The 15,986-nt window shown below is 36.6% G+C and carries 12 protein-coding genes, 1 tRNA gene and 1 pseudogene; 7 read left to right on the top strand and 7 right to left on the bottom strand.

The window, feature by feature from the left end; all coding sequences use genetic code 11:
- Positions 1-353: 353 nt before the first annotated feature.
- Positions 354-1,175, top strand: a pseudogene (locus OPR26_RS05555) (phage terminase large subunit); the annotation flags it as partial.
- Positions 1,176-1,193: 18 nt separating this feature from the next.
- On the opposite strand, the gene OPR26_RS05550 reads toward OPR26_RS05555, so the two are convergent.
- Positions 1,194-1,946, bottom strand: coding sequence for an IS5 family transposase (locus tag OPR26_RS05550; RefSeq protein ID WP_264702259.1), 753 nt, complete (start codon positions 1,944-1,946; stop codon positions 1,194-1,196).
- Positions 1,947-2,867: 921 nt separating this feature from the next.
- Between OPR26_RS05550 and metG the strand changes: the two genes are divergently transcribed.
- Positions 2,868-4,457 carry a methionine--tRNA ligase gene (gene metG, locus OPR26_RS05545; protein ID WP_265015715.1) on the top strand — a complete coding sequence of 530 codons (1,590 nt, stop codon included), beginning with the start codon at positions 2,868-2,870 and terminating at the stop codon, positions 4,455-4,457.
- A 60-nt stretch (positions 4,458-4,517) separates the two neighbouring features.
- Here metG and OPR26_RS05540 read toward each other — a convergent pair whose 3' ends face one another.
- From OPR26_RS05540 to OPR26_RS05530, 3 genes are all read right to left on the bottom strand, one after another.
- A complete protein-coding gene (locus OPR26_RS05540; protein WP_265015714.1) occupies positions 4,518-5,258 on the bottom strand; it encodes a hypothetical protein in 741 nt (246 codons plus the stop codon).
- Positions 5,191-5,799, bottom strand: coding sequence for a hypothetical protein (locus OPR26_RS05535; RefSeq protein WP_265015713.1), 609 nt, complete (start codon positions 5,797-5,799; stop codon positions 5,191-5,193). Before OPR26_RS05535 ends, OPR26_RS05540 begins: the two co-directional genes overlap by 68 nt.
- A 99-nt stretch (positions 5,800-5,898) precedes the next feature.
- Entirely contained in the window at positions 5,899-7,350 is a 1,452-nt protein-coding gene (locus tag OPR26_RS05530) for a replicative DNA helicase (RefSeq protein ID WP_253302086.1), read from the bottom strand.
- Positions 7,351-7,457: 107 nt separating this feature from the next.
- On the opposite strand from OPR26_RS05530, the gene OPR26_RS05525 reads away from it, so the two are divergent.
- Together OPR26_RS05525 and OPR26_RS05520 are read left to right on the top strand one after the other, a co-directional pair.
- Positions 7,458-7,540: transfer RNA gene (locus OPR26_RS05525), tRNA-Leu, on the top strand.
- A gap of 24 nt (positions 7,541-7,564) precedes the next feature.
- Positions 7,565-8,173: an RDD family protein gene (locus tag OPR26_RS05520; protein ID WP_265015712.1), complete on the top strand. Its 609-nt coding sequence runs from the start codon at positions 7,565-7,567 to the stop codon at positions 8,171-8,173.
- Here OPR26_RS05520 and OPR26_RS05515 read toward each other — a convergent pair.
- From OPR26_RS05515 to lysS, 3 genes are all read right to left on the bottom strand, one after another.
- A complete protein-coding gene (locus tag OPR26_RS05515) occupies positions 8,158-8,544 on the bottom strand; it encodes a transposase (protein WP_265016251.1) in 387 nt (128 codons plus the stop codon). The genes OPR26_RS05520 and OPR26_RS05515 overlap by 16 nt on opposite strands.
- Before the next feature lie 20 nt (positions 8,545-8,564).
- On the bottom strand, positions 8,565-8,930 hold the full coding sequence (locus OPR26_RS05510) for a transposase (RefSeq protein ID WP_264731180.1): 366 nt from the start codon (positions 8,928-8,930) through the stop codon (positions 8,565-8,567).
- Between the two features lie 111 nt (positions 8,931-9,041).
- Positions 9,042-10,694: a lysine--tRNA ligase gene (gene lysS / locus OPR26_RS05505; RefSeq protein WP_265015711.1), complete on the bottom strand. Its 1,653-nt coding sequence runs from the start codon at positions 10,692-10,694 to the stop codon at positions 9,042-9,044.
- 100 nt (positions 10,695-10,794) lie between these two features.
- Between lysS and OPR26_RS05500 the strand changes: the two genes are divergently transcribed.
- From OPR26_RS05500 to OPR26_RS05490, 3 genes are read left to right on the top strand one after another with little or no spacing between them, the layout of a single operon-like run.
- A complete protein-coding gene (locus tag OPR26_RS05500) occupies positions 10,795-11,091 on the top strand; it encodes a type IV secretion system protein VirB3 (protein ID WP_007548615.1) in 297 nt (98 codons plus the stop codon).
- A 9-nt stretch (positions 11,092-11,100) separates the two neighbouring features.
- Positions 11,101-13,506: a VirB4 family type IV secretion/conjugal transfer ATPase gene (locus OPR26_RS05495; RefSeq protein WP_265016296.1), complete on the top strand. Its 2,406-nt coding sequence runs from the start codon at positions 11,101-11,103 to the stop codon at positions 13,504-13,506.
- Positions 13,499-15,979 (top strand): TrbL/VirB6 family protein, encoded by a 2,481-nt coding sequence (locus tag OPR26_RS05490; protein ID WP_265015710.1) that lies wholly within the window; start codon positions 13,499-13,501, stop codon positions 15,977-15,979. Before OPR26_RS05495 ends, OPR26_RS05490 begins: the two co-directional genes overlap by 8 nt.
- Positions 15,980-15,986 lie beyond the last annotated feature (7 nt).

Raw genomic sequence — 15,986 nt, 5'->3', positions numbered from 1 at the left:
AAATTGATTATGTACTATACAACATTTTCGATCAAAAGCTGGATTCCAGTGTCTGGGCACTGGGATGACACCATCATAAAGGAATCAGTGTCAGCTACTTTCATGACACCATTCTTTTTCCTGGATCCCAGTGTCAGCTACTTGGATGACACCTTTGTGTTTGCATAGCTGTACAAACATTGTGATTTGAGAGCAATTTCCACAAGGGAGGATGTCATTCCAGTGCTTGGCACTGGAATCCAGACTTTATTATGCAGCCACTTGGTTGAAATTAAGTCTTCTGGATCCAAGTAGTCAAGCTACTTGGATGACAAGAAAGGGGCTACTTGGATGACATCTTTCAACATTATATCATGAACTTTCTAAAATTCATTGAGTTATGCTTTCAAACGGTAGTGCCGGGGTGTGAGTATAATAATTATCGGTACATAAAAGTCATAGCAGATAGGCTTGAAGCAGCGGGCGCTGGTGAAGTGAAACGAATAATATTCAATATGCCTCCGCGTTCAATGAAGTCCCTGTGTATAAGTGTTGCGTGGCCCGCATGGATACTGGGAAATCAGCCAACTGCAAGAATAATAGTTGCAAGTTACTCTCGGCTGCTTAGCAAAAAACATTCGCTCGATACAAGGTGTATAATGCAATCTGGTTGGTATAAAAAGCTATTTCCAGAAGTAGAACTATCCAAAGACCAAAACACCAAATACAAATTTCAAACAGTGCAGAGAGGATACAGAATCGCAACGTCCGTTGGAGGAACACTAACCGGTGAAGGTGGAGATTTCATCATCGTAGATGATCCACTAAGTCCCGCTCAAGCTTTGAGCGAAACGTTTAGAAAGCGTGCCATAAACTGGTTTGATCAGACTCTAGTAACCAGGCTGAACGATAGAAAAAAAGGAGTAATCGTTCTTGTGATGCACAGGCTACATCAGGAAGATTTGACCGGACACCTTCTCTCCAAACCGAAAAACATATGGCATCATATTTGTTTACCAATAATAGCTGAAAATAAGGAGATTACTTATTCAATCAAAAAGCCAGCGCCTCCTGTTCCTGTCATCCAAGTAACTATAAATGAGCGCATCGGGTGGCTGTATAATAAACCAGCATCACGCATTGCACCTGCAAGGATTTTATACTCAAGGGAAGAAGGTCAGTTGTTATATCCCCTAGGCTCTGTGGACAAAATTTTAGAGAAGCCATACAAGAGCTCCAACAAAATTGAGAAAACCCATAAAAACCTCAGCAGTTTTATCAAATCTGGAAAAAATGCGCCTAAAATTTTTAATTTTACCAAAAAAACACTCAATCAAATGACGTTCTTTGTAGATATGCTCATCGTAATACCTTTGCACTTTTCGATTCCGTTTTGGCGGAATAACTACTGTACATCCCTTGTCTTCAAGACTTGTAACAAAGGCATTGCTATCGTAGCCCTTGTCAGCTACTACAGTAGAGTTATAGATACTTTCGGTCAACACTTGTGCCTGCGTAATTTCATTTCTTTGACCAGGAGTCAGAGTAAATTTAAGTGGATTTCCAAGTGCATCGACAAGCGCATGTATTTTAGTTGTAAAGCCACCTTTGCTCCTCCCTAAAGCTTCTTGATCCTTGGAGTTTTTTGTATATCCAGATGAACATGGATGGGCTCGGATGATCGTACCGTCGATTATAGCAACTTCTAAATCAGGCTCTTGTTTAGTATATTCAAGCAATTTTTTCCAGACATCTCTTTCACACCATCTTTTAAATCGCTTATGTATACTCCTGTAATTACCATAAGTTTTTGGTAAAAGTCTCCATTGGCAACCACTTCGCACTATGTACCACACTGCCTCTATGAATATTCTTAAACGTTTTTCATCTTTGCTGTGCATTCCTTTTACGCTTTTTATGAACTCTAAAATTTGTTTCCAATTTTCCTCTTTGATGTAATATTGCATATGGTAGTTTCTCCATTTTTTACCTATTAGGCTAAACTACCATCTTTTTCTCTCTTTTCATATTTTTTGTCCACAGAGCCTAGGTATTCACTGACCGTTCTTATTATAAATACCAGAATAATAAGCTACTGATATTCTCCATCTTTTTTATCTTTAATCCATCATAGCTAGCGATGCAACAAAGCCCACTGGGATCTAGGTTTTTTAGAGCTATCATAGGATGACAGAAGCACACTTTGTCATCCCAGTGCGTGACACTGGAATCTCATTTCGTAACTTCATAGTATAAATTATTTCAAATTGTATCTATTTGCAAATATATAAATATAGTAATTTTGCATAAAAAATTAGATCCCAGTGTCACGCACTGGGATGACAAGAAGAGGGCTACTCGGATGACAAAAAAAGGAGCACTGGCCTACCTAGTAGAGATCGCTTTTGTAATTGCAGTATTCGTGCAATCTTTAGCTACAAACATTAAGAAATTTACCAAATGAAAAAAAAGGCAAAAGAAACCCTAGGGTAGCTAGTTATTCACTATCCATTTTTTAAGTTGGCGTTTTTTTATGTTTTAAATGCTTTATAAGCGCATTTTAGCTTATATTAGGTAAAAACCTAGAATTTTATAAAGACATAAGGTGCACATAGTGCAAAAAATTAAACATGAGACGCCAGATACGTGAGTTTTTTTGTCATTTAATCTGTACAGAGAAGATAAATAAATAGCTTCAGTTTCATGATAAGGGAGTTGGCGGAGGATGTCAAGAAAGTTTTTTCGTTTCTATGTTGTCAGCTACTTGGATGACACCATCTGCTGTACGGATTGCTTTCTAAAACAAACGTTTGTATAATTATACATAGTGTACTACATATTGATTTTTATTACTAGCACAGATACGATAAAGCTTTAAGCACTGCATAATGGAACAATTCGAGAACTTTTACATCACCACGCCAACATATTACGTAAATGACAAGCCACATATCGGGCATGCATATACCTCTCTTTTGTGTGATGTTGTGGCAAGGTTCATGAAACTAGCTGGGAAAAATGTCAAATTTACCACCGGTACAGATGAACATGGACAAAAAATAGAAAAAGCAGCTAAAGCAAAGGAAATGCAGCCAAAAGAATTTACAGATAAAGTGAGCGTTTCATTTAAAGAATTGGCTAAGTTCATGAATTTTGAGTATGACGATTTTATTCGCACTACGGAGGAACGTCACAAAAAAGCAGTTATAGCTTTATGGAATAGGCTTGAAGAGAGAGGACAAATATATTTGGATTCCTATTCTGGTTGGTATTCAGTTCGTGATGAAGCATTTTATCAAGAATCAGAGCTGATAGATGGCAAAGCACCAACAGGTGCTGAGGTTCAGTGGATAAAAGAAGAGAGCTACTTTTTTCGTTTGTCAAATTGGCAGAATAAATTACTAGAATTATATGAAAGTCAGCCAAATTTTATCTTTCCTGAGAGCAGAAAAAATGAAGTGGTATCGTTTGTAAAATTAGGGCTCATTGACCTTTCAATCTCTCGCACTAGTTTTAACTGGGGAATAAAAGTACCAGGTAATGACAAACACGTAATCTATGTCTGGATAGATGCATTAACCAATTATCTTACATCAATAGGTTTTCCTAGTACTGAGGGTGAGGAATATAAGAGGTTTTGGGCAGAACCAGAAACACAGATTCCAGTGTCAAGCACTGCAAACCTAGCTGACAGCTCTTTCAACGTTCATGTAATCGGCAAAGACATATTGCGCTTTCACGCTGTATATTGGCCGGCTATCCTCCTTGCAGCAGATTTGCCACTGCCAAAACAAATTGCAGTTCATGGTTGGTGGTTAAATGAGGGGGAAAAAATATCCAAGTCCCTTGGTAATGTCATAGATCCAATTGGCCTCGCTCAAGAGTTTGGTGTTGATCAGCTACGCTATTTTCTCCTCAGGGAAGCAAGCTTCGGCCAGGATGGCAACTTTAGTAAGAAAAACATGATCAGCCGAATAAACTCAGAACTGGCAAACAACATAGGCAATTTAGTACAAAGAACAATTTCATTTTTACACAAGCAATGTTCTGGAATTGTACCAACAGTTGATCTAAATCTACTCAAAGATGATGAGAGTTTGCCAAATTGTAAGTCCATAATTGATCAAATCATGAATCATCTTGCAAGGTATGAGTTTAACCATATCATACTTCTAATTATCAACATTTCTTCTGAAGCTAATGCTTATATAGACAAAAGTGCACCTTGGACATTAAGCAAAACCGATAGAGTGCGTATGAACTTAGTAATCTACAAATTACTAGAATATATCAGGATAATTGGCATTTTATTGCAGCCAATCGTTCCCAAGTCAGCAGAAATGATACTTAATCAATTGCAAATTCCAAAAGAACAACGAGATTTAAAATCTTTGTATGACACGTGCGTAAGTTCAGGCATAACATTGCCTGAACCTACGCCGGTTTTTTTGAGGGTTGACACTAAAGTGGAGAAATAGTTTTTAAACTATTTCTCCTGGATGAGATTATCTTTAGTTAACGACGGTGCACACCGCCGTCTACATATTCAAGTTAGGTGCAAGTGCCTTAGTTATTTTAGCAAGATATGGTTTAGTAACATCAACACCTATCACTACTACTTCAGTCATTGCCGACTTAGCCTTTCCTAGGCTCCATGCAAACCAGCCTTGACCATTTTCTTCTTTAGTTGGCTGATTTTCTGGGCTAGAAATCTCAGTACCTTTTTCATCACCAGATTCTGCATCATAAAATACATCCTGATCCTCAGAAAGACTCATTAAATACCTTTTAGCAGCATCAATACTTAGATGATCAGGTTGCTTAGGAACGTTATCAATATTTAAATAATCCAAACTATTAGCTCGTTTCTCTTGCTTGCTAGAAGGAACTGCAAGATCTAAGTAATCCAAACAAGTTAGTTCTTGCATACTAGTTTTAGATCCATCTTCATACTTAAACTGCTCTTCCAGAATAGAAACCTTAGTACCATAAAGCCTATTGTACAAGCTGCTTCCAACGCTGTTAAGTGCTCCTTTTTTATACTCAACTGACGTACCATAAACATTTTTTAATTTATTTCCAGCATTATTAAATTTCCCTTTTACATACTCAACTGATGTGCCATAAGCATTTTTCGCACTACCTACGATATTTTTTAAGTCATTCGCAACATCACTACAGCGCCGCTTAACAATACCAGGAATGCGCCCACTATTGTACGCTTCTGCTACAGATGTAAATACTTCTTTGATAATCCTTTGCTTGCGGAACAAAAGCATTTCCTCGTTTAAGTTCTTCTATTTCTTTCTCAGGTAGTTGAGTATTTTTCTCAGAAGTTTTTTGCTCTTGAGCTTGTACTCCGACCTCTTTCCTAGTAAGCTGCTGGTTTACGCTACCAATTTCTACCGCATTACCTGGCTGAGAAGCATTAATCCTTCTGGTTGCAGCCAACTCATTTTTCATTCTAAAAATCTCCCGATCTTTCTCAGAAATAGTTTTATCTTTATCTTCTATCTCTTTTGCTTGATTAGCCAGTTGAGCATCTTTTTTAGATATTTCTTCTACTTTCTCAGCCAGTTGAACATCTTTCTCAGAAATAGTTTTGTTCTTACTAATTGCTTTATACGAAAGTGCAATAGCCACAGCAGAAAATACAGCACCACCAATAATAAATGGCAGGCCAACGCTTAACGCTGCAACTGGAGCTAAGAACCCAATATAAGGAGCTGCAGCAAACACTACAGATGCTAATAAAGTTAAAGTAGCCAGAGTTCCAGCTATATAATAGGGTACATTAGTTTTATTAAATATATTTTTCATTGTGTACCTCACTAAAGTAATCAATTTATTATTAAAGATTGTAGCACAAACAAAAAGATATGTCAATAAGGATAGATATTGACAAAAGATCACTGAAGGCTATGAACTATGTCTTTCCGTGTAATCTTTAAATGCACCTCTGTTAGAGTCAAAATATAGCTTTACACTGCCAATTGGTCCATTTCTCTGCTTTGCAATAATGAGCTCTGCAATGTTTCTAATTTTTTCCATTTTCTCTTGCCATTCCCGATGTTTATTGTTTCCTTCATTTGGCTGTTTTCTTAGTTCATAATACTCTTCTCTATAGAGAAACATTACTATATCTGCGTCTTGCTCTATGCTCCCTGAATCACGTAAATCAGAAAGTTGTGGTTTTTTATCATCCCTCTGCTCAACAGAACGAGAGAGCTGAGATAGTGCAACAATGGGAATATTTAGCTCCTTTGCAATTGCTTTCAAACCCTGCGTCACTTCCGAGATTTCTTGCACTCTATTTTCATTACTCCTTTTTGTTGTTCCTCTGATTAGCTGCAAATAATCAATAAATACCACTTCTACATTATATAATTGATACAGCAAGCGTATCCTGGTACGAAGGGCACTAATTGATAGCGCAGGGGTGTCATCTATGATGAAAGGTAATTCAGATAACTCTGTACTAGTATTGATAAATTCATGCAATTCAAAATCACTAATTCTCCCGGTTAATGCCTTATAATAACTAATCCCTGAATCTATAGTGATCAGCCTTGCAGTTAATTGCTCTGCTGACATTTCAAGCGAGAAAAACGCTACATAGTGTTGCTTATCTGCTCTTTTTTGCAACATCTTACAAGCATTAAGTGCGATGTTTAGCGCCAATGCTGTTTTACCCATAGAAGGCCTTGCAGCTAAAATTAATAAATCAGATTTTTGTAGACCACCAAGAAGCTGATTTAGATCTTGAAGTCCGGTTGTAACGCCCAGCGCTTCTGGATTGTTTTTCAGCATGCTGATCTTCTCAACTACGCCTTTAACTGAACTTGCAAGCTTTATATATGTTTTCTCACCTTGTTTTTTTACTGCTAAGTTGAACAATTTTGTCATTGCTTGTTCAATTTGCGCCTGTGCAGGGTTTTCAATATCGTAGTTGTAGCTATCACCAACTATTTCTTGCCCGAGCTTAATTAAACATCTCCTTAAGTAAGTATCACGGATTATTCTAGTCAAACTATAGATATCAAGTGCAATACTTGCCTTCGCTGCAAGCTTTGCTAAGTATTCAACTCCACCACATTCGGCGAATGCTTGATCATTTTCAAAAAACATCTTGAGGCTCAGTTCATTGGCAATTATGCCATGTTTCCTGGTTTTGGATATTTGCGTAAAGATACTCTGATGTAATGGATCATAGAAATTCTCTGCTGTGATTGTGTCTTCAACTGCATCACAGATTCTATTATCACGAATCATTGCACCAATAAGCATTTGCTCGGCTTCTAAATTATGCGGTAATTTACATATTTCCTTGTCTACACTTCTTGAACTGAGGAGACTAGCTAATTCATTCATTTTAAGTTTTGAGAGTAACTGTTGATTATTGTAGAATATTTAGTCCTCATTTGAAAGACATATAAAATTTGACTAATTCCGTGTTGCCTATAGCATTAAAATTTAATGCCTCTGTGGTGGAATGGTAGACACGGCAGACTCAAAATCTGTTGCTTGCAAAAGCATGCTGGTTCAAGTCCGGCCAGGGGCACGTTAAATATTGGAAAGTGTATATATGTTACATAAATTTTTTGATCGTTTATTTTCTATTTTTTCTTCTATAAATGTTATTCAAAAGGTAAAGAAAGATGAAAATGGGATATGTTATGTAACAGGACTTAGGCGCTATATATCAGTATTGCTTGATTTGATTATTATCGTTTTGTTCTTGCAGTTTTGCAGCCAAGCCTTAAATAAGCTCTTTATGAACTCAGAGGATAGCAAAATATTAAGTCAAATTGCTGCAAAATACCAAATGCAAGCGCCACTGTCTGCAGAAGAAAAGACAACGCAGAGTAGACTTATAAAATTACAAATCCTAAATCAAATAGTCCAATGCATTATGCTCTTTTGCTATGTAACATATATGTGGGTAAGGTTTGCTGCTACACCTGGAAAACTATTACTTGGGCTTAGAGTTGTGGATGCACAAACTTTCGAAAAGATGACCCTAAGACAAGCAACAAAGAGATTTTTTTCCTTTATATTGTCAGCTGCACCATTATTCTTGGGCTTTTTATGGTCAAATTTCAACAAACGCTGTCAAACTTGGCACGACAAGATCGCAGGCACAGTGGTTGTCACGAGTAAAAGCCTAAGAGCATGTCTTCAAACTGAAGAATGAGCTAATTTGTGAAGCATAATAGTGATCATATTAAAGAAGATATAGTTTTTTGAGGTGAGAGGAGAATGCTCGTAATCTTTACTCATGCGCCTAAAATTGGAAAGCCAGGCAAAAGTTCTTTCAACAATCCAACGTTTGGGAATAACTTGAAATCCTGTATCAACTATTTTCTTGGCAATCGTTAATAAACATCCCGTTTCCAATAAGCATCTGTTTTGTAATTTACCTATGTACCCTTGATCAGCAAAAAACTTACGTAAAGTTGGAACTTTGCATTTAGCTTGGGCAAAAAGATTTAGAGCACTATCACGATCTTGAATACTTGCACTCTGTACTTCAGCAGCAATTACAAGACCCACAGTATCTACAATAATATGGCGTTTTCTGCCCTTTATTTTTTTGCCAGCATCATATCCTCTGGATCCCCTTTTTGAGTAGTTTTCACTGACTGGCTATCAATTATACCTACTGATGGAGTCTTATTTTTACCAATCATCTCTCTTACTTTTTTAACTAGAAAATCATGAATTTCTTGCCATATTCCACTTTTTTTCAAGCGCGAATTACAACTATATACGGTTTTCCATGGTGGAAAATCTTTAGGCAGTTGTCTCCATTGACATCCTGTTCTCATCATATAGCGGATTGCATTAATAATTGTTCTAATACTATGTTTTCTTGGTCTGCCGGTCTTTTTAGGTTCAAAATATGGCTCTATTGTCTTCCATTCTTTGTCACTTATATCGCTTGGGTACATCTTAAAATGTACCTTATACCATACTTCTTAACTTCTTTCTACTCAGTTTGAAGACATGCTCTTAGAAGGCAGAACTAAAAACTAAAGAGCTCAAATGAAAGAAGGTAAACTCTAAAGTATACATTTAGTAGCGCTTTCTATGAGAGAAATCGTATTATCTATTCCGTAAAGCTTTATGAAAGATCCCATTCTTGGACCGGTTTTTTGGCCAAGTAACGTTTCATATAATAGCTGAAACCAGTCACGTAAGTTGGTATAATCATATTTTTTTCCAATAGAAAATACCTGAGATTGAATTTCTTCAGCAGTAACAGTTGTAGATAGAGAATGTAAAGTGTCCTTCAAATCTAGTAACGCTTCTTTCTCTTTTGCATTTGGAGTTTTATATGATTTTGTTGGTTTGATAAAATCGTGGTAATACTTTACTGCAAAGTCTGAAAGTCTATCAAGCATTTTATTATTTTCTGGTGTAACGTTCGGTGCATAAGAGGATATAAAACCCCATAGGATCTCTTTGTTTTCAGCATTACAAGCCGCTGCTAGGTTTAAAAGTAGTGAGAAATTTATGCCTGAAGTTTCTATATTGGGAACATTGCCCCGGTGGATATGCCAGGCGGGATTATCTAATCGTTGTTCTAGTGAAAGATTAGCACCTCGGTCAGGTGTCATCCCAGTGTCACGCACTGGGATGACAGAAGAGAACTCTGGAATGACAATAGATGATTCTGAAGATTCTGTATTGAGCACATTATCCTTATTTTCATGATAACGCTTAACAAACTCTAGATACTCATCAGTTGATTTTGGTATCACATCAAAATATAAACGTTTAGCTTTTTTAGGGCTCTGAAAAATGTACAATGCTAAACTCTCTGTTGGTGCGTAAGTTAACCACTCTTCAATTGAAATGCCATTTCCTCTTGATTTTGATATTTTCTTTCCTTCTTTATCAAGGAAAAATTCGTAGCGAAACAAGAGTGGTGGCTTTTCTCCAAGTATTTCACATATTTGGCTTGAAAGCACAGCAGATGGTGTTAAATCTTTCCCGTGAGCTTCGTAATTCACTCCAAACGCAGCCCATCTCATTCCCCAGTCCGGTTTCCATTGCAATTTGCACCTTCCTTCTGTTACCGGAACTTCTATTTTTTCTCCATGGAAGTCTTCATATGTGATTGTTCCTTTATCTGTATTTGTTTCAATTACTGGAACTTGTAAAACTTGGGAAGTTTTTGGGCATATCGGCAAGAATGGACTGTAAGTCTGCTGCCTTTCTTCCCGAAATGATGGGAGCATTACGTCCATCACTTTATCATAATTTTTCAGCAGTAGTAAAAGTTTTTCATCGTAAACGCCAGATTTATAACACTCTGTTGCACTCCTGAACTCATATTCAAATTCAAACAAATCAAGAAATTTACACAACAATGAATTCATATGATGACCATAACTTTCATGAGTCCCAAATGGATCTGGGATTATAGTGAGTGGCTTATTTAAGTGCTCCCTTAGCATCTCTTGATTTGGTACATTATCTGGTATTTTTCGCAAACCATCCATATCATCTGAAACTGCAATGATTTTGGTTTTTATACCAGGAGCTATTTTTTTTAATGCATTTACAACAACTGTAGTGCGGAAAACCTCTCCAAAGGTTCCTATGTGGGGTAAACCAGAGGGTCCATAACCAGTTTCAAATATTATTTCTTTTTTATTAGGAAACTCCTGCAATATTTTTTCTGCTTCTTGAAATGGCCAACTTGTCATTATCTTGGTTAAATAATGTACCTTAACTTAAAGTGCTACTAGTTTCAATGGATTTTTAATATAATGATATAGTATTAGTTATTATTAGAAGGTTAAAGATATGTCCACAGGTAGTATACAAACAGATCAATTATTTAAAGGTCTTACAAGACCTGCAATGCTCTTTGGTGTGAGTTATATGTTTGCAATATTAAACGTCCTGATTTGCATGCTAATTTTCATTAATTCAAATGATTTGCGAGTGATTCTCTTAATGTTACCAGGTATACATGGACTTGGCTATATAGCTTCTGCAAAAGAACCGTTGTTTATTGAATTATTTATGGTAAAATTAGGAAAGTGCTCGAAATGTTTAAATCGTTTTTATCATGGAGCCAATTCTTATGATATTGCTTAATGTTGTGTGATGCTGAGGTTTAGGGCTATTCAATCAAAGAATAAATCTACTCTGAGCAGGGAAGTTCACGCTGCTGAATTTATTCCTTATTCTTGCTATTGGAATAGCACAACCTTGATGACAAAAGAAAATTGGTTGGTTAAGGTTATAAAATTAAGTGGTTTTGCATTTGAAACCGCCGATGACGAGGATTTAGTAATACAAAATAATATCAGGAATCAGATGCTCAGAAGCATTTCATCTCCGGCATTTAGTTTGTATTTTCATACTATCAGACGTAAAAAAAATATTTTTTCTGATGAATTTGCAAGTCAAGGTTTGCCGAATTTTTTCGCTAATCACGTAAATCTAAAATGGAGAGAAAAACACGCAACAAGGCAATCATTTATTAATGACCTATACATTACGATTATCCGTAGAGCGGACACAAAAGGAGTAGAATTTTTGTCACATCTACTAAAAAAATTCGGACATGTAACTTCAAAACATGCTTGGGAAAGTGATATGCGTGCTACGTATGAAGATTTAGAGGAAACGACAAATCGTGTAGTGACAAGCCTTAGAAACTATTCACCCAAAGTTCTTGCAGTAAAAGAAACTCCCAATGGCCTATTTTGTGAAATAATGGAATTTTTATCCAGAATTGTAAATTGTGGCTTCGTTACAAATACACTTTTTCCGCTGAGAACTGAAATATCAAGGTATTTGCCAGTACACAGATTGTTCTTTGGTCGCAAGATGATACAGGTTGTGACTCACAATGAAAGCAAATATGCTGGAATAGTTAGTATCAAAGAATATGGAAATCATACTTCTGCAGGAATGCTTGATTCGTTTTTACAACTTCCTTACGAGTTTATAATTACGCAATCTTTTCAATTTATAAACAGGCAAATGGCGATTGGAAAAATGCAGATACAGCAAAATCGAATGATACAGTCTGCAGATAAAGCTATTTCTCAAATAGCAGAAATTTCTCAAGCGCTTGATGACGCAATGAGTGGTAAGATTGCATTTGGTCAACATCACCTGACTATTTTATGTATAGAAAAAAGTCCTAAATCATTGGATAACGCTCTGTCGTTGGTAGAATCAGAGCTTTCTAATTGCGGTGTTTACCCTGTCCGTGAGAGAGTTAATCTTGAACCAGCATTTTGGGCGCAAATTCCTGGTAATTTCGATTATATAGTGAGAAAAGCTACAATAAGTAGTCTTAATTTGGCTGGATTTGCATCTCAACATAATTATCCTACTGGTAATAAATTCAATAACCACTGGGGAGATGCCGTTACAGTTTTCGACACGACATCTGGTACTCCATTTTTTTTCAACTTTCATATAAGGGATGTTGGACACACTATGATAATTGGCCCAACTGGTGCTGGTAAAACTGTTTTAATGAATTTCTTATGTGCTCAAGCGATAAAATTTTCTCCAAGGATATTCTTTTTTGACAAAGATCGCGGTGCAGAGATTTTCTTAAGAGCACTTGGTGGTATCTATACTGTAATAGAACCAAGAACTAAAACAAATTTTAATCCTTTGCAACTTGATGACACCTCTGATAATAGAACATTTTTAATGGAGTGGATAAAGTCTTTAATTTCGGTATATAATGGTAAATTTACTTCAGAAGATATTGCACGAATTAATGATGCAATTGAAGGAAATTTTAAATTAAGAAAAGAAGACAGGTTCTTGAGAAACCTTGTACCGTTTTTAGGGCTTGCAGGTCCTGATACTCTAGCTGGGGCAATATCTATGTGGCATGATAATGGTTCTCATGCTGCAATATTTGACAATAAAGAAGATTTGCTAGATTTTTCACGAGCAAGAATATTTGGTTTTGAGATGGCTAGCTTGCTCAAAGATCCTGTTGCCCTTGGACCAGTATTGATTTATTTATTTCATAGGATTAGTATATCTCTTGATGGCACTCCATCTATTATCGTTCTTGATGAGGCATGGGCATTAATAGATAATCCAGTTTTTGCACCCAAGATAAAAGACTGGTTGAAGGTACTGAGAAAACTAAATGCTTTTGTGATTTTTGCTACTCAGAGTGTTGAGGATGCAAGTAAAAGTGCTATTAGCGATACGCTTGTACAACAAACAGCGACACAGATTTTTTTACCAAATCTGAAAGCTACTAGTGTCTATCGGGATGTTTTTATGTTAACTGAACGTGAATATATATTAATTAAGCACACAGATCCAAGCACTAGATTCTTTTTGGTGAAACAAGGAGTTAATGCTGTGGTAGCTAGAATAGACTTAAAAGACCTGGATGATATAATCAACGTATTATCCGGACGTGCAGAAAGTGTTCTATTGTTACACGATGTATTAAATGAAGTTGGAGACAACCCAAAAGTATGGTTGCCTATATTTTATCAGAAGGTAAAAAATGTTTAAGACTAAGCTGTCATTGCTATTAATTGCGATATTTTTACTAAATATAGACTTTTTACTCTCATATCCAGTGCTTGCAGATGGAGTAAGTGGTACTGACAAGACAGAATTTGTTAGTAGATTTAACTCTACTGGCAGCTTTAGCCGTGCCTCTAACCCTGATTGTGGGGCGTTTAAAACAGCTGCAGCACTTGCTGGAATAGCTATTGCTGTTGGTGCAATATTTACTGGCATTGTCTTGATCGTCTCTTCTGCTGGTTTGTTTACTGCTCTTGTTATTGTTGGAATGATAGCTGCAATCGTTGGAGTCTGGAAAGCTATAGGAGGGCTTGTTGTTTGTGAACATAGTTTTGTTAGACACCCAGTTGCACGTGATCATGATGGAAAGTATAAAGATTTCGGATTCTCAAAACCAGAATACTCAAAATATTCAGAGTGCATAAATAAGAATTACCAAAAAGAAGATGAATATTTTAAATGTTTTGATAAGGAAAATGGATCAATAGAAGTAGGTAAAAAAATGGAGAAGGACGGTTTAGGCTCTATATCTAATGAAAATGCTGGTGGTTATTACTGGCCAAAAAACGGTGTGCAATACAGTGAATATATAGAAGTATGTCATCGAAACCCCTTAACGTTCGGTAATCTTTTTGGTGATATAGACTTTGATGTTAGAGAGAAGGACACTGGATATGAAGGTGGGTCATGGTCACCAAGAGTTGATGGTAAGCTAGAATGTAAAACTATCAAAGCTGGAGGTGATCCTGCAATAATACATGGATCAACATTCAAAGCAGTGAAAAAAATGGGCAGGTTATGTGTGGAATTAGCTGAGATTAGCACACTTGGTATCACAATGACTCCTTGGCCGCAAGGGGTTGATATGGGGTGCACGGAATTGCCACCAGACCCGCTTGCTCCTATGTGTGAAGAATCTGTGATGATATTCAAAAATAAAGATGGCACAGGGAAAGAAGAAGTTTCTATTGGTAATGATAATGACTATAAAACTAATATAAGAAATAAGGAAAAAGAAGGAAAAATTTTTGTAGGTTACGACAATAAAGGCTGTTTTAGCTCGTATGTCTCTGAAGCTTGCTATAATCAGGCAGGGAGTAAATCATTAGCTCCTATTCCAATTACATCTATGATAGTGCAGTGTATTAAGGAATCATTGGATAATTTAGTTGCAGGTAAAGGTGCACCAAACGGTGAGAGTTTTATATCTGTAGCACAGAAAAGGCTGAAAAACACCATAACTGCTGTTTTGGTTTTAGCTTTAATACTGTTCTCTATAAAAGCTATGTCTGGTGGAGTGCGCAGTCCACAAGAGATGTACATGTTGATCATTAAATTCGCTTTAGTGATTTATTTTACAACAGGCAGTACCATGTCTCATTACTATGGAGAATTAACTCGTCTCTCAAATGGTTTGTCAGAAATAGTGCTGAAAGCTTCATCTGAAAGCAAAGGAATATGTAATTATGAAGCTAATGATTATAAATATAGTACAAGAAATTATAGCTACCTTGCTCCTTGGGATAGGCTTGATTGTAGGATTCTATTCTATTTAGGAGCACCTTTAGAAGGGATTGGTGGCAAAATTGGCACTGGAGGTGTTGTAACGTTAGCAATCTTGCTTGGTGCTGCCCCTGTCTTGTTAGTTGCAGGTTCGATAATCGGTATTATTTTTGCTGGTGGACAAATTTTAGTAGCTCTTGTCTGTATATTTATGGCCATTTTTCTGATGATGGTTATTTTGTGGCTGTGCTATGTATTTATTTTATCTCTAGTTGCTTTAAGTGTAATTGTTATTCTATCACCTTTGTTTATTCCTATGGTTTTATTCCAACACACCAAAGGATATTTTGACGGCTGGGTGAAAGAGTTGATTACCTATAGCTTATACCCGGTTATCCTTTTTGCGTTTTTGTCCTTTATGTTCATAGCATGTGATAAAATTTATTTTAAAAATTTGAACTTTGAGTCGGACAAGAAATATGAGGATAAAATAAAAGCCTCGGGTGGTAGCAAAAAACAATGGTTTAAATTAAAAGATGGAGAATGTAATAACAATGAAACTACTCTAGCATGTATGATGCAAAACTATAGCTTTAAAAAGAGCAGCATACTTGGTCTATTCGACTTTACATACATGGAGTTTGGCAGCTCTCTCATCGGAGAGTTATTAAAGTTGTGTCTAGTGTTATTCCTCTTTTACCACTTTTTAAACATTCTTCCTAACATGGCTGCTGAACTTGCTGGTAACCATAGAGCAGCACTTGGCTCAGGTCATACACCTGGACAAATGGTGGGCAAAGCTTTATCTGCTGCCAAAGCTGCTGCTGGAGGTGTTGGTCAAGCTGCTGCTGCGGCTGTCAAGAAGGCAAGAGGTACTGGAGGAGGTGGTGGTGGTGGAAATAGTGGTAAAGATTTCAGCGAAACTGTTAAACAAGGTGGCGGCGATGCTAGTTAAGGTAAGT

The sequence above is a fragment of the Wolbachia endosymbiont (group A) of Anoplius nigerrimus genome, from assembly GCF_947251795.1.
GTDB lineage: Bacteria > Pseudomonadota > Alphaproteobacteria > Rickettsiales > Anaplasmataceae > Wolbachia.
The sequence above is the reverse complement of the archived record's forward strand: the minus strand, read 5'-3'. Positions and strand labels throughout refer to the sequence as shown.